A 25,990-nucleotide genomic window follows, 5' to 3' on the forward strand; every position below is an offset into this window, starting at 1 on the left:
GATGGCGAATTATAGCACCAACGAGTTCAAGGGCGGCCTAAAAATTATGATGGACGGCGAACCTTGCAGTATCTTAGAAAATGAAATGGTAAAACCTGGTAAAGGCCAAGCGTTTAACCGTGTTCGTATCCGTAAACTTATCTCTGGTAAGGTGCTTGAAAAAACCTTTAAATCGGGTGAATCAGTTGAAGGCGCCGATGTAATGGATACCGACTTAGCGTACCTATACACAGACGGTGAGTTTTGGCATTTCATGAACAACGAAACATTTGAGCAAATTGCTGCTGACGAAAAAGCACTAGGCGATGCTGTTAAATGGTTAGTTGAAAACGATGTATGTACAATTACATTATGGAACGGCAGCCCAATTGCGGTTACTCCACCTAACTTTGTTGAGCTTGAGATCACTGAAACTGATCCAGGGCTTAAAGGTGATACAGCGGGCACAGGTGGTAAACCTGCAACGCTTACAACAGGTGCAGTAGTACGTGTTCCATTATTCGTACAAATTGGCGAAGTTATTAAAGTAGACACTCGTAGCGGTGAATACGTAGGCCGTGTTAAGTAAGCTTTAACATTGTTTATAAAATCCCAGCTTAAGCTGGGATTTTTTTTGGAGAAAATATGTCAGCAACACTTTGGGCCCCAAGCGCAAGCATAGAAACACTTAAACGGCGCGCGGCAATATTACGTACTATTCGTGAGTTTTTTTATACGCGTAATGTAATGGAAGTAGAAACACCTAGCTTAAGCGGTGCAAGCGTAACCGATGTGCATTTAGCAAGTTTTAGTACTACTTTTGTAGGCCCAGGCCACGCGGGTGGCTTGCCGCTTTATTTGCAAACATCGCCTGAATTTGCAATGAAACGTTTATTAGCAGCAGGCTCAGGGCCAATATTTCAGCTTTGTAAGGCCTTTAGAAACGAGGAAGCCGGTAGCCACCATAATCCTGAGTTTACTATGCTTGAATGGTACCGCCCTGGGTTTGATGAGTTTGCACTTATGGATGAAATGGATGAGCTAATGCAGCTTATTTTACATGTAACGCCTGCTGAGCGATTGACTTACCAACAAGCGTTTGAGCAAGTGTTAGCGCTTGACCCATTAACTGCTACGCTTACGCAATTACAAGCACTTGCCAGCGAACACGGCTTTGCTGATATAGCCAATAACGAAACAAATAAAGACACCTTATTGCAGCTGTTATTTTGTATGAAAGTAGAGCCAACCATTGGGCAAACTAAACCGTGTTTTGTATATCACTTTCCGGCAACCCAAGCGGCATTGGCGCAAATTTGTGAACACGATAACCGAGTAGCAGGGCGCTTTGAGCTTTATTATAAAAATATGGAATTAGCGAACGGCTTTAATGAGTTAACTAATGCTAAAGAGCAGGCAAAACGCTTTGATGAAGATAACGCTTATCGCGCAGAGAATGGCTTAAATCACGTGCCTATGGATAAGCGTTTAATAGCCGCACTTGAGCACGGACTGCCAAAATGTGCAGGCGTTGCAATGGGAATAGATAGGCTAGTAATGCTTGCAACGGATAAAGATAAAATTAAAGACGTAATCGCGTTTGATGTAGATAGGGCTTAGAAAAGTTATTAGTTTTCAGATAAAAAAACACCGCGCTTTAATTAAACGCGGTGTTTTCTAATCTTTACCTGACAACTGACAACTGACAACTGACAACTGACAACTGACAACTGACAACTGACAACTGACAACTGACAACTTAATTTTACAGCTCTAGCGTAAACGTTACGCCCGCTACTCTTGGCTCACCTAATTGAACGTAGGTGTGTGTAGCGTAACCATCAAGTGGGTCGTTACCAAACTCAAAGCCGCGGGTTGGTACTGTTTCGTCAAATACGTTACGAGCCCATGCGCGTACTGCCCACATATCGGCTTCGTAGCCAAAGCTAAGGTTAACTAAATTGCTGCTCGGCGCTTGTGAGTTATGACTATCTGAGAAGTAATAATCGTCCTTACCTTCAACACCAATCATGCCGTATAGTTCATTCGTAAAGTTATAACGTGCGCTAAATGCGTATTGGTATTTAGGTGATTGCGCTTGCTCGCGGCCGTCTTGGTTTAAGCCCGATTGCGTTACAAAGTCGTCAATTTCTGTATTTAAGTAACCCGCACTACCGGTTAAGAATAAATCTTCAGTAAGTTGGTAACTGCCTTCAATTTCTAAGCCGTAGTTACTGCCAGAGCTTGCGTTATCAACATAACCTGTAAACTGCTGATTTTCTACTTGCCATGCTTTTAACTGAATGTTGTCGCGGTGCATATAAAACGCCGCTAAACGCAGGGTAAATTTATCATCAAGTGATGAGCCCTTAACGCCAAACTCGCCACTCCAAAGGTATTCAGGATCAAAGCTTGTATGCTGCTGGAAAAAGTCAGCACTTAAGTTTAAGCCTTCATCTTTTGCTTTAGCCAGTGCTTCAGAGTTAATGCCGCCAGCTTTATAGCCGCGTGTAATGCTTGCGTAGATCATGGTGCGATCAATCACTTGGTACTCAAGTGCTACTTTACCGCCAACCATTACGTCGTCGGTATCTTCAATAAAGCCGTTGCTGTCGGTGTAATCACCTTGGTATTGTTCTACGCGTAAACCCGTAATTAATGTGGTTTTAGGGCCAATAGGTGTGGCTAATTGGCCGTATACAGCTACGTTACTGGTTTCGTAGGTTGATGCAAATGGACTTGCGAGCCATGTGTATTCGCGCTCTAAATCTACATCGCGGTTTTGGTAATAAACACCTGCAACCCAGTTACCTGTTTTAGAGTTAAATTGTAAGTTAACCGATTGATCGTCGCGATCACGCGTGTATATATCAGTAGAGCTATAGCCCCAAGGATGTAAGCCTGCAGCACATAATTGTGGCTCGCTCGGATCGTTACATACCCAGTCTTCATCAAAGCTGTAAAGTAGCTCTGTATCAATGGCTGATAGGTTTAAATTTACGTCAAAGGCGTCAAAACCTGTGTAGGTATTATTACTCCCAATGGCGTAGCTTTGTTGATTATCTTGGCCTGGCTCGTCGGCTACACTATTACGGCTGTTATCGAGCGTGAACGCATCGTAACCGTTGTTTATATCAATGTAATGTAGGTTTAACTCAGTGTTTAAATGCTCAGTAAGTTGGCTGTTTAATTTAAAGCGGGCTACTTGCTCATCTTGTTGTTGAGTTTCGTCGTTTAAATATAGGTTATCTACATAGCCGTCTGATTTTCTACGAAAGTAGCTTACGCGTGCGCTTGTATCATCAGTTAAGCCTGTACTTGCTGCAAGACCTGCTTCGCGTGAGTTGTATGTGCCCATACCCACTTGTAATTTTAAACTAGGATCGGCGGTGGCTTGTGCTGATTCCATTTGGATCATGCCGGCCATACCATCTGCACCAAAACGAGTGCCTTGCGGGCCGCGGTAAATTTCTACTTGGTCAATATCAAATAATAATGAGCTACCACCAAGGCCTGAGTAGTTAATGCCGTCAATAACTAAACCCACAGATGGGTTAATTGGGTCTACAAATTGTGAGCGAAGTCCCACACCACGAATTTGAATATAACGACCGCGAGAAGCACCTGAAGTAAAGTTTACGTTTGCAGTGCTACCTAACATTTCGTCTAAGTAACTTGCGCCACGCTGGTTAATTTCAGACTCGCTGAATAGGCTTGCACTGGCGCTTAGCGTTTGAATGCTTTCACGTTGAAAGTCGCCCGTTACAACGATTCTTTCAAGGTCGCTGTCATCAGCGTGAGCTACAAGTGGTGCACTGATTAGCGGTAAAAGTGCGGCAGTAATTAAAGACAAACGTAAGTTCATTGGGTTACTTAACTCCATTTTAGGGACTTCTATGGTAGCAATTATTTCAACACATGTGCTATAAACGCGGCAATTATACGTTAAATAATTAGGATTACTAATATGACCTTTAAAGTTGACTTTAAAGTGCGTGATTATGAATGTGACTTACAGGGTATTGTAAATAACAGTGTTTACTTTAATTATTTAGAGCACGCGCGCCACGAGTTTTTATACGCTAAAGGTGTTGATTTTGCTCAATTGGCAAAAGATAAAATTAACCTTGTAGTGATACGTAGCGAAATGGATTACAAACACTCTTTAATACCGGGTGATGAGTTTTACGTGGCTGTAGAGCCTGTACGTATTAGTCGTTTAAAATTTGCGTTTAAGCAAATAGTGGTGCGCAAGCGTGATGAAAAAGTAATGCTTAACGCGCTTGTAACTGGTACTTCGGTTAACGAAAAAGGCCGACCATTTTTACCGCCTGAAATAGATAACCTATTTAAAACCGAGATCTAAATTAAGCTGTTTAACTTTTAAACTATCATAGAACAAAAATTTACATTTAAAACATGCATTTTTAACGGATAAATAGCATAAAAATTGTTACTATGACACTAATTAGACAATTAGTTAGTAGTAACATGAAATTAGCAGCAATACCGATGCTTGTAATCGGTTTATGTGTTGGTTGCGCATCAACAGGGACAGTTACCACTGAGCAGCTAAAATACACACAATGGCAATTATCAAAGGTTGATGGTTTAGCTATTCCGGCGTCTTATAACGCCTCCATGAGTTTTATAGAAGCGCTTCAAGTGAACGGTTTTGCTGGCTGTAATAAGTTTTTTGGCGAAGGCGAACTTGAAAACAGTAGCTTAACTGTAAGCAAATTAGGTATGACGCGAAAGTCGTGCGGTGAAGAGCTTGACGAGTTTGAGCAGCAGCTACTAGAGGCTTTAAAACAAGGCGCAGAGCTTAAAATGCAAAACCAACAATTGGTGATGCAAGGCGAGCAAACGTTTGTGTTTATTCCAAAATAATTTTTGATTTTTTAAAAACGAGCCCCTTGCAGGCAATTTTTAACTGGCGTACACTCAGCGCAGATTAGACAAATTATTTGTCAAATCAACGAACAAATTTTATATATCAATACTTGTCGGAGTGCCTAAGCTTAACTTAGGCTGAGATCGCGAAAGCGGGATCCGTGAACCTGATCAGGTTAATACCTGCGTAGGGAACAAGCTGCCTAAAATGGGACGCTTGTGCGTCTTTTTTTATGCGCACAACAAAATGTCATCTTATTAGGCCGCAAAGTAGCATTACAGCTGCTTTACGATCTTTCTCTATTCCTTATGGAATATCTGACAAGACAATCCTTTAGCAATGAGGTAAGTCATGTCAAACACTACAAATAAATCAACACGTCGAGAAACGCGCGCAGCCGCGTCTGAATATATTTATAACTTAACGGGCCAGCCGTTTCCAAGTTCGCACAAAGTATATGTACAAGGCAGCCAGCCGGGCGTGCGTGTAGGTATGCGCGAAATAACACTAAGCGACACCTTTATCGGCGGCACCGACGAAAACCCTGTGTATGAGCCTAATGAGCCACTGCGAGTTTACGATACATCGGGCCCGTATACCGATCCTAATTTTGAATTAGATGTACGCAAAGGCTTGCCTAAATTTCGTGAGCAATGGATACAAAACCGAGATGACACCGAAATGCTCGACTCGGTCACTTCGCAATTTGCTCAGCAACGTATGGCCGATGACGGCCTTGATCATATTCGTTTTGATCATTTACCAAAAATTCGCCGTGGTAAAGCGGGTAAAAACGTAACGCAAATGCATTATGCTCGCCAAGGCATTATCACCCCTGAAATGGAATACGTGGCAGTACGTGAAAATATGGGGCGTGCACAAATTAGAGAAGAACTACTTGCTGCGCAGCACAAAGGCGAGTCGTTTGGTGCAAGTATTCCTGAATTTATTACGCCAGAATTTGTACGCGATGAAATAGCCCGAGGCCGCGCTATTTTACCTAATAATATAAATCACCCAGAAACCGAGCCGATGATAGTGGGGCGTAACTTTTTAGTGAAAGTTAACGCTAATATTGGTAATTCATCGGTAAGTTCATCAATCGAAGAAGAAGTAGAAAAAATGGTGTGGTCTACCCGCTGGGGCGCCGACACCGTAATGGATTTATCGACCGGGCGTTATATCCATGAAACGCGCGAGTGGGTAGTGCGCAACTCGCCTGTGCCCATTGGCACAGTACCCATTTATCAGGCGCTTGAAAAAGTAAATGGCGTGGCCGAGGACCTAACGTGGGAAATTTTCCGCGATACGCTTATAGAGCAGGCAGAGCAGGGCGTTGATTACTTTACTATTCATGCCGGTGTACTGCTTCGCTATGTGCCAATGACGGCAAAACGCGTAACCGGTATTGTATCGCGCGGTGGCTCAATTATGGCTAAGTGGTGTTTAGCACACCACAAAGAAAACTTTTTATACACCCACTTTGAAGACATTTGCGAAATTTTAAAGCAGTACGATGTGTGTTTTTCACTCGGTGATGGCCTTCGCCCAGGCTCTATTGCCGATGCTAACGATGAGGCGCAATTTAGTGAGTTACGCACCTTAGGTGAGCTGACTAAAATTGCATGGAAGCACGACGTACAAGTATTTATAGAAGGCCCAGGGCATGTGCCAATGCATATGATTAAAGCCAATATGGATGAGCAATTAAAACATTGCTATGAAGCACCATTTTATACATTAGGCCCATTAACGACCGATATAGCACCAGGGTACGACCATATAACATCGGGTATAGGCGCTGCTCAAATAGCGTGGTACGGCTGTGCAATGCTTTGTTATGTAACACCAAAAGAGCATTTAGGCTTGCCTAACAAAGAAGATGTTAAAGAAGGCTTAATTACCTACAAAATTGCAGCGCATGCCGCCGATTTAGCGAAAGGGCACCCGGGCGCGCAAGAGCGCGATAATGCCTTATCAAAAGCACGTTTTGAATTTAGGTGGCACGACCAATTTAACATTGGTTTAGACCCAGAGCGTGCCCGCGAATACCATGATGAAACCCTTCCGCAAGAGTCAGGTAAAGTTGCGCATTTTTGCTCTATGTGTGGCCCTAAGTTTTGTTCAATGAAAATTAGCCAAGAAGTGCGTGATTACGCTAAAGACTTAGAAGTGCGTGGCATTGACCCTAATAATGCAGGTGAAACCATAGAGATCAAAATGGTTGATGTAGAAGCGCAAATGAAAGCTAAATCAGAGGAGTTTAAACAAACAGGCTCTGAAATTTACCACAAAGCGATATAAGCCATATAGGGCTTGGGCTACGAGCAATAAAGTAAGTGCCTTATTGCTCGTAGCCAGTTATTTGCAGAGCGCGGCTAATAGGAGATTTTATGTTTTATAACATTGCTGTGGTGGGTTTTGGTTTAGCAGGGCGCTTAGCTGCTCTTGAGCTAAGTAAGTCGCACCATGTAACGGTGTTTGAAGCAAGTGATGAACACACCCAAAATAGCGCCGGTAAAGTGGCTGCGGCAATGCTTGCCCCGCTTGCTGAGTCGGTATTGTGTGAAGCTGATTTAGCCATTATGGGGCTTAACTCACTAAAGCGCTGGCCAGAAATAATAAGCGAACTTGAAGGTGACGTATTTTTTCAGCAGCAAGGCACGCTAGTTGTTGCGCATCAGCAAGATAAAGGCGACCTTCAAAGCTTTACTCAGCGAATAAAGCCAATAGCAGGGTACTGTGCTCAGGTATTAAACGCTCAGCAAATAGCGAAGTTAGAGCCAGAGCTTGCAAACCGGTTTAACCAAGGTGTGTTTTTACCTTGCGAAGGGCAAATTGATAACCAAGCCTTTTACAAAACAAGTTTTAGCATGCTCAATAAACGTAAAGTTAAGTTTGTGTTTAATCAGCGAGTAAGTATTAAAAACGGTGAAATTAATAACCGCGCCTTTGACTATATTATTGATTGCCGAGGGCTTGGTGCTAAAACCGATAAACCACTCAGAGGGGTGCGCGGAGAAGTCGCAAGGTTACAGGCACCAGAGGTTAATTTAACTAGACCGGTGCGTTTAATGCACCCGCGATACCCAATTTACATAGCGCCGAAGCCTAATAATGAATATGTAATTGGTGCAACCGAAATAGAATCTGGTGACGGCGGCCCAGCAACTGTGCGCTCAACGCTTGAATTACTCTCGGCTGCTTACACTGTGCACAGTGGGTTTGCTGAGGCTCGATTACTTAATATTCAAACCGGCTTACGCCCGGCATTTAGCGATAACCGCCCTGTGGTTTTAAAAAAGGGAAATGTAATTAGCATTAATGGCTTGTACCGCCACGGTTATATGTTAGCGCCGGCTTTGGTGGCCGATGCAGTTTCAAAAATAGGGTGAGTAATAAATGAATATAACAATTAATGGCGAGCTACTTAATGTTGATCGCAAAGCGCTCGTTGAGGTACTTCAAAGTTTTGGTGCAGTTGCGCCTTTTGCTGTGGCTGTTAATAGTGAATTTATTCCACAAAGTCAGCACGGTAACTATGTACTTAATGAAGGCGACAGTGTTGAGTTGCTGTCACCAATTCAAGGCGGATAAAGCTCATGCAAACTAAAGACTGTTTAACTATTTATGGAGAGCAAATAAATAGTCGTTTATTAATCGGCTCAGCGCTGTATCCGTCGCCCGATACTATGACCCAATCGATAGTTGCCTCTGGGGCTGAAATTGTAACCGTGTCACTCAGGCGGCAGCAAAGCGCGGCAGCAGGGGATGATTTTTGGCAATTAATTAAAAATACCGGCCTTAAAATACTGCCTAATACAGCAGGGTGCCACAGTGTAAAAGAAGCCGTTACGCTTGCTAAAATGTGCCGTGAAGTATTTGCTACCGATTGGATTAAGCTTGAACTCATAGGTGATGACTACAACTTACAGCCCGATCCATTTACGCTGTTAGAGGCAACAAAAATATTAATTGATGATGGCTTTAAAGTATTGCCCTATTGCACTGATGATTTAGTTCTTTGCCAGCGTTTAAATGAGCTAGGCTGTGAAGTACTTATGCCATGGGGGGCGCCTATTGGCACCGGTAAAGGGCTTTTAAATAGCTATAATTTAAAAACAATTCGCGAGCGCTTACCAAACACAACTTTAATTGTAGATGCTGGCCTTGGTTTACCTTCGCATGCCTGCCAAGCGCTTGAATTAGGGTATGATGCGGTATTATTAAATTCAGCGATTGCTGGGGCAGGTTGCCCAATTACGATGAGTCGTGCATTTAAAGCTGCGGTAGAAGCAGGGCGCTTTGCTTATAAGGCAAAAGCAATGCCCGAAAAAGACTTAGCCGCCCCATCAACCCCCACAATGGGCATGCCGTTTTGGCATCAGCAGTAAGGAAATAAAGAGTATGAATAATTTAGTGTGGACAATTGCCGGATCTGACTCAGGCGGTGGTGCAGGTATTCAGGCCGATATAAAAGCAATGCAAAGTTTTGGCGTGCATGGTTGTACTGCAATTACCGCGCTTACGGCGCAAAATAGCTTAGGTGTAGAGGCCATCAACGCGGTATCTACCGATATTATTGAATCGCAATTACTGGCGCTCGAAAGCGATATGAAAGCCAAAGTAATTAAAATTGGCATGTTAGCTAATGTGCAGCAAATTCAATTAATAAGTGAGCATATAGCGCATTACAAGGCAAAATGGCCTGTACCGCCTGTCATTGTTTACGACCCTGTTGCTATTGCCTCAAGTGGTGACGTATTAACTGAAGAAGATACCGTAAGTGCTATTAAAGAATGCTTAATGCCGCTGGTGGATGTAATAACGCCTAACACGCACGAAACTCAATTATTAACAGGCGTGTATTTAATTGGCCCAAGCGCCGTTAAAGACGCAGCAAATAAGTTATTAAGTTGGGGTGCAAAAGCGGTTGTTATTAAAGGTGGGCATTGGGATTACCCAAGCGGCTACTGTATTGATTATTGTGTGAATAATTTTACGCAAAAGGGTGAAGAGTATTGGCTTGGTAATAAAAAAATTCAAAGCCCTCATAGCCATGGCACAGGTTGCAGTATGGCCTCGGTTATTGCCGCGTGTTTAGCAAAAGACTATCCGCTAAAAGATGCCTTTATTTTAGCTAAAGCTTATATAAACCAAGGCTTAAAGCAGTCAGTTAGATACGGTGAAGGGATAGGCCCTGTTGCGCATACTGCTTTTCCTGTAAATTTAGATGATTTTCCACAAGTGATTGAACCAGGCAGTTGGCTTGGCGATGAACTTGATTTTGATGTGCCGCTTGAATTTAATATGGCTGCGGATTTTGCGCCCTGTGAAAGTAAAATACTCGGCTTATATGCTGTGGTTAGTAGTATTGAGTGGTTAACTAAATGCTTAGAGCAAGGCATTAAAACAGTGCAGCTACGCGTTAAAAATAAAACTGATATTGAGCTTGATGAACTCATAAAACAGGCAGTTGAACTGGGTAAAAAGTACAGCGCTCACGTATTTATAAATGACTACTGGCAGTTAGCTATAAAGCACGCTGCTTACGGTGTGCATTTAGGCCAAGAAGATTTAGAAATTGCTAATTTAGCCGCCATTAAAGACGCGGGTTTAAGGCTTGGGCTTTCGACTCATGGCTTTTACGAAATGCTCCGTGCGCACAACTACCGACCAAGTTATATGGCATTTGGCGCTATTTACCCAACCACGACCAAAGATATGACAGGGCAAATACAAGGGCTCGATAAACTTAAAAAGTTTGTGCCATTAATGCAAAGCTATCCAACGGTTGCTATTGGCGGAATAGATTTAACCCGCGCAAGCGAGGTTGCCGATACAGGAGTAGGGAGTGTTGCGGTAGTAAGAGCCATTAGTGAATCGGATGATTATATTGCTGCGATTAGTGCGCTACAAAGTGTTATAAACCAGCCCAATGGATAAGCTCAGCGATAAAGAAACCCTGCGTTATAGTCGTCATTTATTATTAAAAGAAGTGGGGCTAGAAGGGCAGTTGGTATTAAAAGCTACAACCGTTGCTGTAGTCGGTGCGGGCGGGTTAGGTAGCCCTGCACTTTTGTATTTAGCGGCAGCGGGTATTGGTACGCTTATATTAATAGATGATGATGCTGTTGAGCTTTCTAACTTGCAGCGCCAAGTGCTTTATAAAGTCAATCACTTAGGGCAAAGCAAAGTAACAGCTGCAGGCAAAGTATTAACAAGCCTAAATAATCAAATACACATAGTGACGCACAATAAGAAGCTTGATGATAACAACGCAGCTGAGCTTTTAAACAATATCGATGTAGTACTTGATTGCTCAGATAATTTTGCCACGCGTTATAGTGTTAACCGCTATTGTATTGCCAATAAAACATCGTTAATTGCAGGTGCAGCACTGGCAACGAAAGGGCAGTTAATGGGGTTTGATTTTAGGAAAAATAATAGCCCGTGTTATGGCTGCGTTTTTACAAAAAGTGACTCTGCGCCTGTGGTAAATTGTAGTAATGCGGGTGTAATAAGCCCTTTATTGGGTGTTATTGGTTCTATGCAGGCACAACTTACGCTTAATATATTATTAGGGCACGTCGAGGGAAGTGTGTTTATTACCTTCGATGCGCTGAGTTTAAAGCAGCAACATTTTAAAGTAGTTAAAGATTTAAACTGTAAAGAGTGCGGTAAATAAAGTAAGAGGTAATTCGCGGGGCTAAACTCGGGGTTAAGCCATGGTAAGCTGCGCTTTTAACGTGAGCAAGCCCTATGTCTACAGCTAAAATTAGCATCGTGGTTAAATTCATTTATAGGCGCCTCGCTTACTGGCGCGTTGATATAAAATCTATTTACGCTTTTCCTTTTTTGCGTGAGCAAGCTTCACGCCTACCAATAAAAAAGCACCGCGTTTTTGGTAAACGCGGTGCTTAATATTTATTTTTGCTTACAGCTTACAGCTTACAGCTTACAGCTTTTCACTTTCTTTAATTGTTGCAAATGCGGTGTTTAAACGCGTTACTGTCTCAGGTAGCTGATCGTCTAAAATATCTGCTTTATCGGCGCCCCAAGCGAGTACTACGGTTGAGCCTAATTTAAAGCGACCCATTTCTTCACCTTTTTTAAGGGTAATCGCGTTTTCGCCTTTAGTTGGGTAGTTCCAGCTAAATACATCGCTACCTGCTGGTGGAGTAACGGTACCTGCCCAAATGGTTTCAATACTGGCAACAATTGTTGCGCCTACAAGTACCATAGCCAGTGGACCAATTTCGGTTTCAAAAATAGCAACAACCCGTTCGTTACGCGCAAATAAATTAGGCACGTTTTGCGCAGTCAGCGGATTTACCGAAAATAAATCGCCAGGTACGTAAATCATTTTGCTTAATGTGCCATCAATAGGCATATGAATGCGATGGTAGTCTTTTGGCGCTAGATAAATAGTTGCAAACTTACCGCCTAAAAATGGCGTGGTATCGTCCTCAGAGCCACCTAACAGCGCTTGTAAGCTATAGTCGTGGCCTTTTGCTTGTATTAGCTGTCCGTCAACAATATCACCTAACTGGCTAATTGCTCCATCTACAGGGTGAGTAATAACATTGTCGCCCTGTGCCATTGGGCGTACGCCCTCTTTTAATGGGCGAGTAAAAAACTCATTAAATGTTTTGTAATGCGCAGGGTCTGAATATTCAGCCTCGCTCATATCAATTTTATATTGCTTAATAAAAAGCTTTATTAATGTTGTAGTGAGAGCGCCAGCTTTAGCTGCTGCTAATTTACCTACTACGCGTGAAATAAAATGTTTTGGCATTGCGTATTGCATTGCGATTTTAAATTTATCTAAATTCACAGGTTGTTTCCTAATTTTATACGCGAGGCGCACGGGCCCCAGCACGGCCATCGGCCATTGTTTCTAAAATTCTGTGGTAACTATCAAAGCGTAATTGCGAAATATCGCCATCGGCTACCGCTTGTTTAATAATACAGCCCGGATCGTTCAAATGTTTACAATCTCTAAAACGACACCCGCCTATAAACTCTCTAAATTCTTTAAAGCACCAGGTTACACGTTCAACATCTAAGTGCCATAAACCAAATTCACGAATACCCGGTGAGTCAATCAAATTACCACCGCTAGGTAAGTGATGTAAGCGCGAAACTGTCGTTGTATGCTGGCCAAGGCCACTGTTTTCAGATACTTCTTTAGTTAATATTTCAGCATTGGGCAATACTGTATTAACGAGGGTTGATTTACCAACACCACTTTGGCCAACAAAAATATTATTTTTACCAACGAGTACGTCTTTTAATTGCTCAATACCTTCGCCGGTAATATTACTTACAAGTAAAACTTGATAGCCAAGACTACGATAAATATCGAGTATCTTTTGTATTTCGCTTAGACCTGCTTCGTCGATTAAATCGATTTTATTCAGCACTAAAATGGGTTCAATACCCATGTCTTCACAGGCTATTAAATAACGGTCAATAATACTTGGTGTAAACTCAGGCAATACTGCCGACACCATTAATATTTGATCTATATTTGCTGCAATTACTTTTACGCCATCGTAAAAATCGGGGCGAGTAAGCTGTGAGCGACGCTCTTGCGTTGCTTCTATAACACCAGCTAAATCGCCTTCGCTTACTTTTGCACGGCGAAATAAAACTTCATCGCCACACACTAAATTAGAAACCGTACGACGAATATTACAGCGCAATACGTCGCCATTTTGTGTTTCTACATCGGCGTGTTGACCAAAGCGACTGATCACAATTGCGCTCTCTACTTGGCCTAAATTATCGGTTTGCCATTCTTGGGCACCTTTTTTAGCCGGTTTTGAGCCTGCGCTGTTAATGCGCTTTTGATGATTGGCCTTGATCTGACGCGATTGGCCTTTACTTAATTTTTTCTGTTTTGCCACTTTTGGCCTATAACCTTGTTTAAATGTCGGCTTTGAGCATAATTCCAATTCGTAATAATACTTAATCATTTTGAGTGGCTAAACCTGACGTTAGCTACGTCAAAAATTTCTTATTTAGAACAACTAAATAACGACGTTTTTGCCTTGCTATCGACAATGTTTTACTACTTCAAAATAGATTACTTAATTAACCGAATTGGTATAAAAAAAGCTTTAGCTCGACGGTTGATGCTAATATGATATATCGAAATGCGTTGGATCTAAAGAAAAGCACCGTTTAAGGTAATTATGACTATTAATAAATCAAATTTAATTTGGCTCGATCTGGAAATGACCGGACTTGAACCTGCGAACGACAAAATACTTGAAATTGCGACTGTTGTCACTGACGCCGACTTGAATATATTAGCCGAAGGGCCAACTATTGCAATTCATCAAAGCGATGAATTACTTAATGGTATGGATGAGTGGTGTACTACACAACATGGTAAATCAGGATTAACAGCGCGCTGTAAAGCGAGTACTTTTGATGAAGCGTACGCTGTAGAGCAAACACTAGACTTTTTAAAGCAGTGGGTGCCAGCGGGGGCATCGCCAATGTGCGGTAACTCGATAGGCCAAGACAGACGCTTTATGAATAAGTACATGCGTGAGCTTGAGGACTTTTTTCATTACCGTAACTTAGATGTAAGTACTATTAAAGAATTAGCCCGTCGTTGGAAGCCTGAAGTTTTAGCTCAGGTGAATAAAAAAGGGTCACACCTTGCACTTGATGACATTAAAGATTCTATTATGGAATTAAAGGTCTATAGAGAAAAATTCTTTAATTTGTAAAAAACACTTGCAAACACCCCGTATTATTGTAGAATCCTGCCCCGCTTAAGACGATAACCCACGCGGGGTTGGTGTGTTTAAGTGATTAAATTACCATCAGAAAGTGCGGTACTAGCTCAGTTGGTAGAGCGCGACCTTGCCAAGGTCGAGGTCACGAGTTCGAGCCTCGTGTACCGCTCCAATTTCTAACCAAAAGAAATTGCAGTGATAGTAATTAAGTAATGCGGTACTAGCTCAGTTGGTAGAGCGCGACCTTGCCAAGGTCGAGGTCACGAGTTCGAGCCTCGTGTACCGCTCCAATATTTTTATATCCTTTCAAAGTTTTTCTATATTAAAAATCATAAATAAAAAATAATTTAAAATCTCTCTTATCAACTCATTCTAAATGTAATTCGGTATTGAAGTTTTGGTTGTTAGAAGCTACCGCTTCTCGCGCGAGCATGCTCTGCGCCTACAAAAAAGGGATTAACTTTGAGATTGCATAGTTGAAGTGTAGTAGGGGATACGTTAAAAATGTTTGCTAAAAAAGCTCACCCTGAATGGTTGCTATAATTCGCCTTGCGCCGCCAGCATCGCGGTGCTCGCCTAAATAAATACCTTGCCAAGTGCCTAATGCTAAGTATCCATTGGAAATAGGAATACTTAACTCACAGCCTAGTGTGCTGGTTTTTATGTGAGCAGGCATATCGTCGTCGCCTTCGTAATCGTGGCGGTAGTATGGCTGACGCTCAGGTACAAACTCATTGAAATGACTTTCCATATCCATACGTACAGTAGGATCGGCGTTTTCGTTTATGGTAAGGCTAGCTGAGGTATGCTGAATAAATAAATGCAGCAAACCTACTTTATAATTAGCAAGCTCATTTAATTGAGCGCGTATCTCATCGTCAATTAAATGAAAACCTCTAGAGCGAGGTTTTAATGTGATTTGCTTTTGTTGCCAACTCATAGTTTGTCGAAGCTAACTTCAATATTGGCGTTACCAGCATCACTGCTAAATGGCATAATAATTTTTTTACCTTGGCTTTTATGAGTAATAGTATGACCTTTACCAGATACAACAATAGGGGTTGCCATATCAAAGTCGAAGCCTTTTTCGCCTAATAAGTTTTTAGCGCCACCGGTTACCATATTGGTTATTTCACCCACCATATCGGTAACTTCTTCGTCTATAGAATCTGGACGCTCACCTAGCATGCGTTCCATAATAGTTAATGCAAGCTCTTCATCGAACGTAATTGAAAATGACCCACGAGTTTGTGGACCAACCATGCCTATTAGGCCTGATACATCGCCACACGCTATCTCATCGGTCTTAATACGAGGTTTACCAGGTTTTAATTGAGTTTGCGCCATTGTGCTTAACACATTGATCAAAGAAGATAAAAAGGGATTGATGAACTCTACATTCATAGTGGTTACTCTTAAATTGGTGCTTTGAAGTGGCTATATAGTATGAGTATAGCCACTAAGGATAACTTTGGGGGTTACGATGCTCTGCAAGACTCACATTTACCATGTGCTTCTATAGTTTGGCCTGATACAACAAAGCCGCTTTCGGCAGCTAAGTTGTTTAGCTCATGCGAGATAATACTAGAGTGCAGCTCTTTAACAAAGCCGCAAGTATCGCAAATTAATAACTGTACAGGGTGAATATGATCAAAATGATGACACAGCATAAATGCATTTGTGCTTTCAATTTTATGAATAAAGCCAAGCTCAGCTAAAAAGTCTAGAGCACGGTAAATTGTTGCAGGCTTAGCGCCTGTTTCTGTTACTTTTAATTGCTCTAGTAAATCGTAAGCACCTACGCCGCCTTGAGCGCTGGCTAACAGGCGAAATACTTTTTCGCGGATTGGCGTAAAACGCGCACCACGGTTATCACAAACTTGTTTTGCTTTACTTACAAGTGATTCTATATTCATCATTACTCTTATCCTTACGCTACCATGATATACTAACATACTGTGTTGTACTTGCAGTGTTTTTATTAAACGCTTTTTATCTAGGAAACCCAGTAATGCATGAATTATTAGCGATATTTATTTTCTTTTTTGCTGTAATAGACCCTATAGGCACTGTACCCGTATTTATCGCAGTCACCCGCGGAGAAGACGATAAGTTTAAGCGAAAAGTAATATTTAAAGCGGTAGGTGTATCGGCATTAGTATTAATGTTTTTTGTATTAGCTGGAGAGCAGCTGTTAAACGCAATTGAAATTCCGCTTTCTGCTTTTCAAATAGCAGGAGGTATTGTATTACTTATTTTTGCCCTGTCGATGATATTTGGCGAAAGTAAGCCTGAAACCGAAATAAAAAGTGTGCGCGATAGTATGGAAACAGCTATTTTTCCGCTTGCGATCCCCTCTATAGCAAGCCCAGGAGCCATGTTAGGCGCCGTTTTAATGACTCGTAATGAAGAATATACGTGGGTTGAACAATTATTAACATCTTCGATGATGCTCGCTGTATTAGCTGTTGTGCTGGTTTTATTACTCCTTGCAACGCAAGTGCATAAATTAATAGGCGATAGTGGCGCAAGTATTATAAGTAGAATAATGGGGCTTATTTTAAGCTCTGTTGCTGTAACTAATATTTTAAATGGTATAGCGCACTACTTTGGCTTACAGGTATTTTCTTAGCATTGATGCTTATTAGGCTTTTGTGTAGAATGCTGCGCCTTTACTGAACCTCGCTTTTTACGCCCGTTAGGGTTTTACTTTGGATGAATATACTTTGGATAAACGAACTTTGAACAGACGCTTTTCTGTAGCCCCAATGTTGGATTGGACTGATCGCCATTGTCGTACTTTTCATCGTAAAATGACTAAGCACACGGTTTTGTATACAGAAATGATTACCACAGGGGCTATTTTGTTTGGCCGTGGTGATTACCTGCATTTTAATAAGCACGAAGGCCCTGTTGCACTGCAGTTAGGAGGCTCTGATCCTAAAGCACTTGCTCAATGTGCAAAGCTTGCTGGTGAGCGTGGTTATGACGAAATAAACTTAAATGTGGGTTGTCCATCAGACAGAGTACAAAACGGTCGGTTTGGTGCATGTTTAATGGCAGAGCCTGAACTTGTTGCAGAGTGTGTTGCTGCTATGAAAAGCGAAGTAAATATTCCTGTGACTGTAAAAACACGTATTGGTATTGATGAGCAAGACTCGTATGAGTTTTTATGTGCGTTAATTGAAGCATCTCATAAAGTAGGTTGTGATGATTTTATTATTCACGCTCGTAAAGCATGGCTCAATGGCTTAAGCCCTAAAGAAAACCGTGAAGTTCCACCTCTTGATTACCCGCGTGTTTATCAATTGAAAAAAGATTACCCACAGCTTGATTTAAGCATTAATGGCGGTGTAAAAACAATTGAGCAAAGCCTTGAGCATTTACAGCATATAGATGGCGTAATGATTGGTCGCGAAGCGTATAGCAATCCATTTATGCTAAATGAAGTCGATGAAAAAATTTATGGCGAGGTTGCCAATACGCAATCACGTCATGATGTAGTTCGCTCTATGTATGACTACATTGAAGGGGAAATGTCTGAAGGTGCTAACTTTTGGCATGTTGCACGCCATATGTTGGGGATTTTTCAGGGGCAACCAGGCGCGCGAGGTTTTAGACGTCACCTATCTGAGAATGGTCACGGCAAACAAGCTGATTTATCGGTAATGGATAAAGCGCTGAGTTTTGTGCCAGAGTAAACCTAAGCCATACCTTACATATTAAGCCACTTTCGAGTGGCTTTTTTGATCCTAAATATTAGTCAAAACACTAATTTATTGGCTAATTACACTTTAAGTTGTTCAGCTTGAAGTCACTAAATAATTTAAACTTTAATATTTAACCAATTGAAATTTAATGGTTTATATGAGTTTTGGTGAAGTTGGCACAACTATTGGAATCCTCTTGCTGTAATTAATTAAAAATCAACAGGAGAATACAATGAGCATATTTAACCGCGTAAACGATGTAATTCAATCAAATATTGTTGCCATGCTTGATAAAGCACAAGACCCAGAAAAACTATTAAACCTAATGCTTACAGAGATGCAAGATGCGCTTAATGAGTGCCGAAGCACGGCAGCTTCTTTACTTTGTGAGGAAAAAGTACTTAAACGTCAAATCGAAAATAAAAATACTGAACTTAAAAATTGGCAAACCAAAGCAGAGTTAGCTATTGAGAAGGGCCGTGACGATCTTGCAAAGTCGGCTCTCATCGAAAAACAGCGTGTAATAGATGTTATTGCCAGTAAGCAAGCTGCGCTTGAAACGTTAAAAGAGTCGATTATAAAAATTACAGCTGATTGCGAACGACTTCAACAAAAAATGGCTCAGGCTAAAACTAAGCAAGCGCAATTAATTAAGCGCCACGATGTTGCCATTGCTAGAGAAAAAATAAGCACTACTTTGCAAAGCGAAAAAGTAGCAAACGCACTCTCTAGGTTTGAGCAAGTAGAGCAAAGAGTAGAAAGCATTGAAGCACAAGTTGAAGCATATGAGTTAACCGATACAGCAAATACAACAGCCACGCAAATAGAAGCACTTGTTAAAAACGAAAAAATTGACGCTGAACTAGCTCAGCTTAAAGCTAGCTTAAAAACTGATTTAAAACACACGGCTTAAGGGGAATATAATGAATAGTTTTAATCGCCAACGTGGTTGGTATAAAGATACGTTAAACAAAAAACTATCTGGTGTGTGTAGCGGCTTAGCGCATAGGTTGGATTTTCCGGTATGGGCAACTCGTTTAGTTACTATTTTATTATTTTTGAGCTTTCCGTTTGCAGTAGCCTTGGGTTACTTTATTGCGCATTGTTGCCTTGAAGATAAAGCATATTAAGGGGGAAGACCATGAAAGCCATAGCGATATGTGTACTTATCTATTTATTATTGTTTACCGATTTTATAGCGTTTATACATGTTGATTCTTGGCAATTGCCGTTATGGATTGCTGATATTAGTTGGGCTGGGCTTGAGTTAGTGGGCGCTTTAGCTGCAATAGTTGCTGTTGTAGCTGTGGTTGCCTTAGTAACAATGGGCTTAGTGGGTGCGGGGGTAGTGGCATTAGTAGGTACCGTTTTAGCACTTTTATTTGGATCATTAATGATTGCATGGCCGTTATTATTTGTTGCCGTGCTGTGTTGGCTTGTTGCTGATAACAAAAAAGTGGCTTCTTAATCCTTAATTTAACTGACTATTACAAGTTAACTATGTTAAATTTAGCGTGTAATTTAATGTTTTCACAAGGATTAGAATGATGACGAAACTGTGTTTTTCGATGGCTTCTGCATTAGTATTTAGTTTTTTTTCGTCATCATTGGCGGCGCACGCAGGGCATGAACATGACGCTGATGTGGCCGAACTTGAAGTCACCAACGTACAGGTTAGAGAGTTTTTACCAGCAAGCAGCTCAAGCGTTGGTTACTTAACAATAATTAATCACAGTGGAACGCCGGCAACATTAACCAAGGCAACACTTGAAGGTTTAGAGCGAGTAGAAATACACGAACATTCACATGTTAATGGCATGATGAAAATGCAACAGGTTGAATCGGTGACAATTAAAGCCCATGAGAGCGTAAGCTTTCAGCCTGGTGGCTATCATTTAATGGTATTTGATCCACAAGAGCCATTAAAAGTAGGGCAAGAACGTAAACTCACGCTATATTTTAATGACGGTAACCGCTTGTTTACTAATGCTCAAGTGGTATCTCTTGAGGCGCAAGCTGCGCAGTCAAAGCCATCTAAACATCACGCTCATCACTAGGAGGATAAATGTCGCAACATAAAGGAAAAATAGTAGGTGCACTTGTTGTACTGCTTATCATATTTTACGCCATTGCAGTTTATTGGAGTACCGAGCCTGCACGTTTTAATGTAGTTAGCAATGCTAAAGAGCAAGCAGCCCTTAAAAGTGAAACTATGGTGACTGGCTACACAACCACATCTACATTAATAACAGTAGCGAGCACTTTACTTGAAAAACCAGGTGGTTATTTATCAAATGATGTGATGCCGCCAAGTGTAATTATGGATGATATGCCAGCGTGGGAATATGGCGCACTTGAAATGGTGCGAGATTTAGCGCTTTCTATGCGTAAAGACTTTAGCCGTTCTCAGTCGCAATCAACCGAGCATGAAGCACTTAAAAAGGCGCAGCCACAATTTAATATTAGTTCTGAAGCATGGGCGTGGCCGAGTGCTGAAGGTGAATACCAAAAAGGAATTGATTACCTACTTGTATATCGTGCGCAGATTGCGAATCAACATGAGCGTGATAGCCAGTTTTATGCGCGCGCAGATAACCTACGTAGTTGGCTTAAAGAAGCTGAAAAGCGTTTAGGTAGTTTAAGCCAACGTTTGAGTGCAAGCGTAGGGCAAGACAAAGTAAATACCGATTTAGCCGGTAACTCTTCAAATAAGCAGGCGACTTACACTCCACTTCAGCAACAAGTAAGAACATCGTGGTGGGAAATTGATGATGTATTTTACGAGTCACGTGGTGCTACATGGGCACTTTTACACTTTTTACAGGCGGTAGAGTATGACTTTGCTGATGTACTTGAAAAGAAAAATGCACGTGTTAGCTTACAACAAATTATACGTGAGCTTGAGGCAACTCAAGAAACCGTGTGGAGCCCAATAATTTTAAACGGGAATGGTTTTGGCTACGTAGCTAACCACTCTTTAGTTATGGCAAATTATATTTCTAGAGCCAATGCGGCTTTAATCGAACTTAGCGAACTACTAGCTCAAGGATAAAAAATGAAAAAGTATTGTTTAGCAGCTGCCCTTTCAATGGCATGTTTAGCACCTGCAGCCCAAGCAGACACTCTATTAGGTTTATATGTAGGTGTTGATGGTTGGAAAACTGATAATGACGGACAGTTTTCTTACAAAAATAATGCATCTCAAGATTTTGATTTTGAAGATGAAACATTTGTAAGTTACTACGCAGCTCTTGAGCACCCAGTGCCACTAGTTCCAAATATTAAGCTAAAGTATACAGAACTTGAACTTAATGGTTCAGCTGTGCTTTCAGATACCTTTAGCTTTAATGGTTCTGATTATGTCGTTGGTACTACGGTAAATACCGTTAGTGATTTAACACATATCGATTACATTTTTTACTACGAAATTTTTGACAACGATTTAGTATCAATCGACTTAGGTTTAAATGCTAAGCAGTTTGATGGTGATATTGTGGTAAATGGTACAACTCAAGAAGGCGGTACTAACTTTACTGAAACTAAAGATTTTTCGGGCTTTGTTCCACTTGCTTATGGTCGTGCTGAAGCTGGCTTACCATTTACGGGTTTAAGTGTATTTTTTGAAGGTAGCTTTTTGGCTATCGACGATAGTAAAGTACAAGATTACCAAGTAGGCGTTGCGTGGGAGTTAATTGATAACCTGGCGGTAGATGTAGCTATTAAAGCCGGTTACCGTTCTATGATATTAGAACTTGATGATGTTGATGATATTACAACTGATATTGATGCCTCAGGCCCATTTGCTGGTATTCAAGTTCACTTTTAATTAGTGAGCTTACTACGTGGCATGTGATTTATTAACATGCCACGTTAAATCAAACTCCCCATCTAGTGCTTTATTTATCAATTGCTTATACACATTGTTGATAGGGTAATTAATCAACTTTGATAGCTCATCGCCTGTTTGAGTAAATTTGTAATAGCTCAATACCAAGTCACTACTTTTAGCTTTTAATGTCACTTTTTGCGATAAAAATGAGAACGTTAGTTCTTGTCCTGACTTTAAAACAGCCGATTCAATCTCTTTTCTGTAGAGCAAATTAAGATCCATAAGCGTTAAAATTTCAGGAAAGCTAATGCCGGTTTTTCCTAAATTTAGCGACACTTTATTCCCTTTACGCAGTAAATCGAACAGCGATGGTTTTTATAGAACCCAAGTAAAATAAAGTGGCTGTCGTCTTTTTCATTGTATGCACAAAGTGATACACACTTTTGTAGTGCGTCTGCCTCTCGTTGGGTCATGTGCTTTAAGGTTTGTAAGCTTTTTATTGAAAATGTGCCGGGATTTAAGGTTTCGCCCGTTAAAATTTTAGCCCAAAGCGTTTGCATTGATTCGTTAGAGGTGTCTTCGCAAAGCGCTATAAAGTGCTCGATCCAATCGGCATCTGGCTGCTTATTACTTGCCACATCAGGGCAAAACCCCATTGCTTTAGCTAAAATTGTTTCTATATTTTGCTGCTGCTTTATAAGTAGTAAATCTTTACGTTTTTGTGCCCGCGCTAAAATCGAGTTATCGCTGTTTATATGATAAAGCGGTTTTACATCCCCTTTAGGGCCATAATTATCATCACTTGAAGAAAGCACACCATTGGAGCCTACCTTAGTTATGGGATAACCAAGTAAGGACTCTATGATGTTGGCAAGATTAATTCTCGCTTGGGCTGTTTTGACTGTCATGGCTTTGTTCTACCCTTTGTGGATCACTAAGCTGAGCAATGGTTTGAAGGTTGTTTAACCCCAAAGAAACTGTATTGCTAAGTACATATTCGCTTAAAATTGCAGTGTAGCCAGATATTAAAGGGGCTGTGGTTTGGCCCTGAATGGCGCAGGTTAAAGTAACAATATTATTTTGTTCTATAAACGTAAAAGTACCTGTAATTATGTGCTCAGCGTTTAATAAAATATTAAAATTTACTTTGTTATGACTTACAGAGGTAATGGTCATTTCGCCATAGCCCCATTGACCTTGCCATGACTGATGGGCACCAACACCAGAGGATGGTTCGCCTACATTAAACTCAATACTCGAGTCTACTTTCTCCCAAGGAGACCATTTATACCATTGGCTAAAATCGGTAATCAGTGGTTTTACTATTTCCTGAGCTGCATTTATCTCTACTGTTTTGATCACGCTATAGTGCTGTGGAAGTGTAAGGCCAATAAGTATCAATACTAATGACAACAATAGCACACCTTGTATAAGCATTTTTAATGGTTTAATAAGCACACCTTAATGAGTTTTTTGAGTTGAAATACAACAACTTTTTATTAATCGACTATAGTATGAATTAGGATATAAACCAAAATAATTTTTTGTTGTTACGTAGGAGTGCTGATGTCGTCAGAGCAAAATGATTTTTTATTTTTAGAACAAGACTATGAAGATGAAGAAGTAGTTGAGCAGTCTAAGTTTTGGGACATTTTAATTGTTGATGACGAACCAGAAATTCACTCAGTAACAAAACTTGCTCTATCAGGATTAGAATACAATGGTGCAGGCCTGAGGTTTCATGATGCTTACTCAGGGGCTGAAGCTATAGAAGTATTGGCAAATAACGAGAGTATTTGTGTAATATTTTTAGACGTTATAATGGAAACCGACGATGCAGGCTTACAAGTTGTAAAAAAAGTACGTGAGGAGCTTAATAATCACCACGTCAGGATTATTTTAAGAACAGGGCAAGCGGGTAATACTCCTGAAGAAAAAGTGATACGTGAGTACGATATAAATGACTACAAAACTAAAACAGAACTCACGCGCTCAAAGCTAGTCACTTCTTTAATCACTGCTATTCGTTCGTACGAGCAAGTGTGCAAGCTTGAGTATCAGAGCTATGCAATGAATACGATTGTTTCTGCGTCTAAATCTATTTTGGGGCTGACGGATATAAAGCAGCTATGTAAAGAAATTGTTCAGCACATGAGCATTATTTTACAGTGTGAAGCGCAAGGGTTAGTGTGTAGCAAGCTAGATGGTGATGATTTTATTCAAGTCTTAGGTGGTAATGGCGCATACCATAGCTGCTTTGGTGAAAAGCTCTCGACAATCAATCATAAAATTTTTTCTCAAGTCGAGCAGTGTTTTAATTTATCTGAGCATCATTATACTGACTCCACAGCGACTTTTTTATTAAAAAGCAAACACAGAAAAGCCGCTTTATATATTGAATGTGACAACATCCCCACTGATGAACAACTTCAGTTTGCCGAGATATTTCTAACCAATGTAAGTGTCGCACTTGATAATGTAAGGCTTTTTGTGAAGCTAAGAGATGCGGCTTATAAAGATGTACTTACTGGAATTTCTAATAGAACAAATTTTATAGAACGCGTAGCACACTTTCAAAACCCTCACGTAAATGACTATGTTTTTGTATTAATTGATGTTGTAAATTTTGCAGACATTAATAATGGGCTTGGCCAAGAAGTTGGTAATAAGCTTTTAATAGGTATTGTGCAGCGCTTGAAAGAAAACTACCCAAAAGCGAAAGAGTTATCGCGTATTGGTGCTGATGTTTTTGGCTTTCTTGTTAGGCGAGATGAATTTGATTTAAAAGCGTTAAATGAATACTTAAGTAAACCATTTAATGCCGAAGATAACGTATTACCTATCGACTTTAGAATAGCCTTATGTGAACAACAAGATTTTCAAAGTACTGGCATTGATACTTTAAAGGTGGCTTATATAGCCCTAAACCAAGCTAAAAAAATAAAGCATAAGGAGGGGGTATATTACACCATCGAAATGCAGGACAAAATGGCTTGGCGCTTAGGAATTATTAGACAATTACGCCATGATTTTTCACGTAATAAATTAGAGGTATGGTATCAGCCACAATTAGCACTAGATGACTTATCATTAATAGGCTGTGAAGCATTACTTAGATGGCCTGCTGAAAACGGAACCTACATATCACCAGCTGAATTTGTTCCTTTAGCTGAGGATGCAGGCTTAATTGTAGATATAGGCCAGTGGGTGCTTGAGCAAGCTTGCCAACAGCAAAAGCGCCTTGAAAAAATGGGTGAAGAAATAGGCATTGCTGTGAATGTATCTGTACCTCAGTTTAAAGTTAAAGGTTACGCTCAAAATGTAAAAGCGACTTTAGAAAAGTATGGTGTTAAACCTAAAAATATTGAATTAGAAGTAACTGAAAGCGTAGTAATGGATGAACTTGATACTGTTGTAAATACATTAAGAGAGCTAAAAGAGCTGGGGATAGAAGTCGCTATTGATGATTTTGGCACTGGCTTTTCATCATTAAGTTATATACAAAGCTTACCATTGGATAGACTTAAAATAGACAGGGCATTTATTAAAGACTTACCTGATAAAGACACTGGTGCTATAGCGTCGTTAGTTATTTCATTAGGTGCAAAGTTAGGTTTAAAAACAATTGCTGAAGGCGTCGAAACACAGCAACAAGCTCAATTTTTAAAGGATTTAGGTTGTGATGAGGTACAGGGTTTTATGTACGCTAAACCTATGCCAGAGCACGAGCTTGTTGAGTTTATTAATAAACGAAATAATAAAATTTAATTAAATTAATAATTTATAGTTAAAGGCGCTGATACTTGTAATGTTGTATAAATAC

At 40.7% G+C, this 25,990-nt stretch carries 27 protein-coding genes, 2 tRNA genes, 1 pseudogene and 1 riboswitch; of the genes and pseudogenes, 22 read left to right on the forward strand and 8 right to left on the reverse strand.

The window, feature by feature from the left end:
* Nucleotide 1: 1 nt before the first annotated feature.
* Nucleotides 2–568, forward strand: coding sequence for an elongation factor P (gene efp / locus ALFOR1_RS02580; RefSeq protein ID WP_058546947.1), 567 nt, complete (start codon nt 2–4; stop codon nt 566–568).
* A gap of 56 nt (nt 569–624) precedes the next feature.
* Nucleotides 625–1,599 carry an elongation factor P--(R)-beta-lysine ligase gene (gene epmA / locus ALFOR1_RS02585; RefSeq protein WP_104641970.1) on the forward strand — a complete coding sequence of 325 codons (975 nt, stop codon included), beginning with the start codon at nt 625–627 and terminating at the stop codon, nt 1,597–1,599.
* Nucleotides 1,600–1,744: 145 nt separating this feature from the next.
* Here epmA and ALFOR1_RS02590 read toward each other — a convergent pair whose 3' ends face one another.
* On the reverse strand, nt 1,745–3,844 hold the full coding sequence (locus ALFOR1_RS02590; RefSeq protein WP_104643609.1) for a TonB-dependent receptor: 2,100 nt from the start codon (nt 3,842–3,844) through the stop codon (nt 1,745–1,747).
* Between the two features lie 102 nt (nt 3,845–3,946).
* Between ALFOR1_RS02590 and ALFOR1_RS02595 the strand changes: the two genes are divergently transcribed.
* From ALFOR1_RS02595 to ALFOR1_RS02630, 8 genes are all read left to right on the forward strand, one after another.
* The gene (locus tag ALFOR1_RS02595; RefSeq protein WP_104641971.1) at nt 3,947–4,345 is read left to right on the forward strand and encodes an acyl-CoA thioesterase; all 399 of its coding nucleotides are present in this window, start codon (nt 3,947–3,949) and stop codon (nt 4,343–4,345) included.
* Between the two features lie 125 nt (nt 4,346–4,470).
* Nucleotides 4,471–4,869, forward strand: a complete 399-nt coding sequence (locus ALFOR1_RS02600; protein WP_303430894.1) for an META domain-containing protein — start codon at nt 4,471–4,473, stop codon at nt 4,867–4,869.
* A 107-nt stretch (nt 4,870–4,976) separates the two neighbouring features.
* A riboswitch (TPP riboswitch) is annotated at nt 4,977–5,083 on the forward strand.
* 141 nt (nt 5,084–5,224) lie between these two features.
* Nucleotides 5,225–7,177: a phosphomethylpyrimidine synthase ThiC gene (thiC, locus tag ALFOR1_RS02605; protein ID WP_104641972.1), complete on the forward strand. Its 1,953-nt coding sequence runs from the start codon at nt 5,225–5,227 to the stop codon at nt 7,175–7,177.
* Nucleotides 7,178–7,266: 89 nt separating this feature from the next.
* Complete coding sequence (locus ALFOR1_RS02610) at nt 7,267–8,268, forward strand: FAD-dependent oxidoreductase (RefSeq protein ID WP_104641973.1); 1,002 nt, start codon at nt 7,267–7,269, stop codon at nt 8,266–8,268.
* Between the two features lie 7 nt (nt 8,269–8,275).
* Nucleotides 8,276–8,470, forward strand: a complete 195-nt coding sequence (gene thiS / locus ALFOR1_RS02615) for a sulfur carrier protein ThiS (protein ID WP_104641974.1) — start codon at nt 8,276–8,278, stop codon at nt 8,468–8,470.
* A gap of 5 nt (nt 8,471–8,475) precedes the next feature.
* Nucleotides 8,476–9,267, forward strand: coding sequence for a thiazole synthase (locus tag ALFOR1_RS02620; protein WP_104641975.1), 792 nt, complete (start codon nt 8,476–8,478; stop codon nt 9,265–9,267).
* A 13-nt stretch (nt 9,268–9,280) separates the two neighbouring features.
* Complete coding sequence (thiE, locus tag ALFOR1_RS02625; protein ID WP_104641976.1) at nt 9,281–10,819, forward strand: thiamine phosphate synthase; 1,539 nt, start codon at nt 9,281–9,283, stop codon at nt 10,817–10,819.
* On the forward strand, nt 10,812–11,561 hold the full coding sequence (locus ALFOR1_RS02630; RefSeq protein WP_104641977.1) for a HesA/MoeB/ThiF family protein: 750 nt from the start codon (nt 10,812–10,814) through the stop codon (nt 11,559–11,561). Before thiE ends, ALFOR1_RS02630 begins: the two co-directional genes overlap by 8 nt.
* A 270-nt stretch (nt 11,562–11,831) precedes the next feature.
* Here the strand turns inward: ALFOR1_RS02630 and asd are convergent, their stop codons facing one another.
* The gene (gene asd, locus ALFOR1_RS02635; RefSeq protein WP_173827034.1) at nt 11,832–12,710 is read right to left on the reverse strand and encodes an archaetidylserine decarboxylase; all 879 of its coding nucleotides are present in this window, start codon (nt 12,708–12,710) and stop codon (nt 11,832–11,834) included.
* A 16-nt stretch (nt 12,711–12,726) separates the two neighbouring features.
* Nucleotides 12,727–13,785 (reverse strand): small ribosomal subunit biogenesis GTPase RsgA, encoded by a 1,059-nt coding sequence (rsgA, locus tag ALFOR1_RS02640; RefSeq protein ID WP_058546956.1) that lies wholly within the window; start codon nt 13,783–13,785, stop codon nt 12,727–12,729.
* Nucleotides 13,786–14,073: 288 nt separating this feature from the next.
* Between rsgA and orn the strand changes: the two genes are divergently transcribed.
* The 3 genes from orn (at nt 14,074) to ALFOR1_RS02655 (ending at nt 14,918) form a co-directional block, all read left to right on the forward strand.
* Entirely contained in the window at nt 14,074–14,619 is a 546-nt protein-coding gene (gene orn, locus ALFOR1_RS02645; protein WP_104641979.1) for an oligoribonuclease, read from the forward strand.
* Nucleotides 14,620–14,724: 105 nt separating this feature from the next.
* Nucleotides 14,725–14,800 (forward strand) — tRNA-Gly (locus ALFOR1_RS02650).
* A 42-nt stretch (nt 14,801–14,842) separates the two neighbouring features.
* Nucleotides 14,843–14,918: transfer RNA gene (locus tag ALFOR1_RS02655), tRNA-Gly, on the forward strand.
* Between the two features lie 221 nt (nt 14,919–15,139).
* On the opposite strand, the gene ALFOR1_RS02660 is transcribed toward ALFOR1_RS02655, so the two are convergent.
* The 3 genes from ALFOR1_RS02660 to ALFOR1_RS02670 all read right to left on the reverse strand — a co-directional run bounded on the left by ALFOR1_RS02660 (nt 15,140) and on the right by ALFOR1_RS02670 (nt 16,544).
* On the reverse strand, nt 15,140–15,568 hold the full coding sequence (locus ALFOR1_RS02660; protein WP_104641980.1) for a secondary thiamine-phosphate synthase enzyme YjbQ: 429 nt from the start codon (nt 15,566–15,568) through the stop codon (nt 15,140–15,142).
* Nucleotides 15,565–16,032 (reverse strand): chemotaxis protein CheX, encoded by a 468-nt coding sequence (locus ALFOR1_RS02665; protein WP_058546959.1) that lies wholly within the window; start codon nt 16,030–16,032, stop codon nt 15,565–15,567. Before ALFOR1_RS02665 ends, ALFOR1_RS02660 begins: the two co-directional genes overlap by 4 nt.
* Nucleotides 16,033–16,106: 74 nt before the next feature.
* Entirely contained in the window at nt 16,107–16,544 is a 438-nt protein-coding gene (locus ALFOR1_RS02670) for a transcriptional repressor (RefSeq protein ID WP_104643612.1), read from the reverse strand.
* Nucleotides 16,545–16,639: 95 nt separating this feature from the next.
* Between ALFOR1_RS02670 and ALFOR1_RS02675 the strand changes: the two genes are divergently transcribed.
* The 8 genes from ALFOR1_RS02675 to ALFOR1_RS02710 all read left to right on the forward strand — a co-directional run bounded on the left by ALFOR1_RS02675 (nt 16,640) and on the right by ALFOR1_RS02710 (nt 22,164).
* The gene (locus tag ALFOR1_RS02675; protein ID WP_058546960.1) at nt 16,640–17,260 is read left to right on the forward strand and encodes a MarC family protein; all 621 of its coding nucleotides are present in this window, start codon (nt 16,640–16,642) and stop codon (nt 17,258–17,260) included.
* Nucleotides 17,261–17,396: 136 nt separating this feature from the next.
* Nucleotides 17,397–18,329, forward strand: a complete 933-nt coding sequence (gene dusA / locus ALFOR1_RS02680; RefSeq protein ID WP_232007042.1) for a tRNA dihydrouridine(20/20a) synthase DusA — start codon at nt 17,397–17,399, stop codon at nt 18,327–18,329.
* Nucleotides 18,330–18,570: 241 nt separating this feature from the next.
* Nucleotides 18,571–19,251: a PspA/IM30 family protein gene (locus ALFOR1_RS02685; protein WP_104641982.1), complete on the forward strand. Its 681-nt coding sequence runs from the start codon at nt 18,571–18,573 to the stop codon at nt 19,249–19,251.
* A gap of 10 nt (nt 19,252–19,261) precedes the next feature.
* Nucleotides 19,262–19,468, forward strand: a complete 207-nt coding sequence (locus ALFOR1_RS02690) for a PspC domain-containing protein (RefSeq protein ID WP_104641983.1) — start codon at nt 19,262–19,264, stop codon at nt 19,466–19,468.
* An 11-nt stretch (nt 19,469–19,479) separates the two neighbouring features.
* Nucleotides 19,480–19,806, forward strand: coding sequence for a hypothetical protein (locus ALFOR1_RS02695; protein ID WP_104641984.1), 327 nt, complete (start codon nt 19,480–19,482; stop codon nt 19,804–19,806).
* A 79-nt stretch (nt 19,807–19,885) separates the two neighbouring features.
* Nucleotides 19,886–20,395 (forward strand): copper chaperone PCu(A)C, encoded by a 510-nt coding sequence (locus ALFOR1_RS02700; RefSeq protein ID WP_058546964.1) that lies wholly within the window; start codon nt 19,886–19,888, stop codon nt 20,393–20,395.
* Nucleotides 20,396–20,403: 8 nt separating this feature from the next.
* Entirely contained in the window at nt 20,404–21,390 is a 987-nt protein-coding gene (locus tag ALFOR1_RS02705; RefSeq protein WP_058546965.1) for a DUF2333 family protein, read from the forward strand.
* Between the two features lie 3 nt (nt 21,391–21,393).
* On the forward strand, nt 21,394–22,164 hold the full coding sequence (locus tag ALFOR1_RS02710) for a TIGR04219 family outer membrane beta-barrel protein (RefSeq protein ID WP_058546966.1): 771 nt from the start codon (nt 21,394–21,396) through the stop codon (nt 22,162–22,164).
* A gap of 12 nt (nt 22,165–22,176) precedes the next feature.
* Here the strand turns inward: ALFOR1_RS02710 and ALFOR1_RS02715 are convergent.
* Both ALFOR1_RS02715 and ALFOR1_RS02720 read right to left on the reverse strand, forming a co-directional pair.
* Nucleotides 22,177–23,075: pseudogene (locus ALFOR1_RS02715) on the reverse strand (TIGR03899 family protein).
* A complete protein-coding gene (locus tag ALFOR1_RS02720) occupies nt 23,044–23,625 on the reverse strand; it encodes an SRPBCC family protein (RefSeq protein WP_104641986.1) in 582 nt (193 codons plus the stop codon). Before ALFOR1_RS02720 ends, ALFOR1_RS02715 begins: the two are co-directional and overlap by 32 nt.
* Before the next feature lie 108 nt (nt 23,626–23,733).
* Between ALFOR1_RS02720 and ALFOR1_RS02725 the strand changes: the two genes are divergently transcribed.
* A complete protein-coding gene (locus tag ALFOR1_RS02725; protein WP_104641987.1) occupies nt 23,734–25,935 on the forward strand; it encodes a bifunctional diguanylate cyclase/phosphodiesterase in 2,202 nt (733 codons plus the stop codon).
* Nucleotides 25,936–25,990: the final 55 nt, after the last annotated feature.

The sequence above is a fragment of the Pseudoalteromonas carrageenovora IAM 12662 genome, from assembly GCF_900239935.1.
In the GTDB taxonomy this organism is placed as follows: Bacteria; Pseudomonadota; Gammaproteobacteria; order Enterobacterales; family Alteromonadaceae; genus Pseudoalteromonas; species Pseudoalteromonas carrageenovora.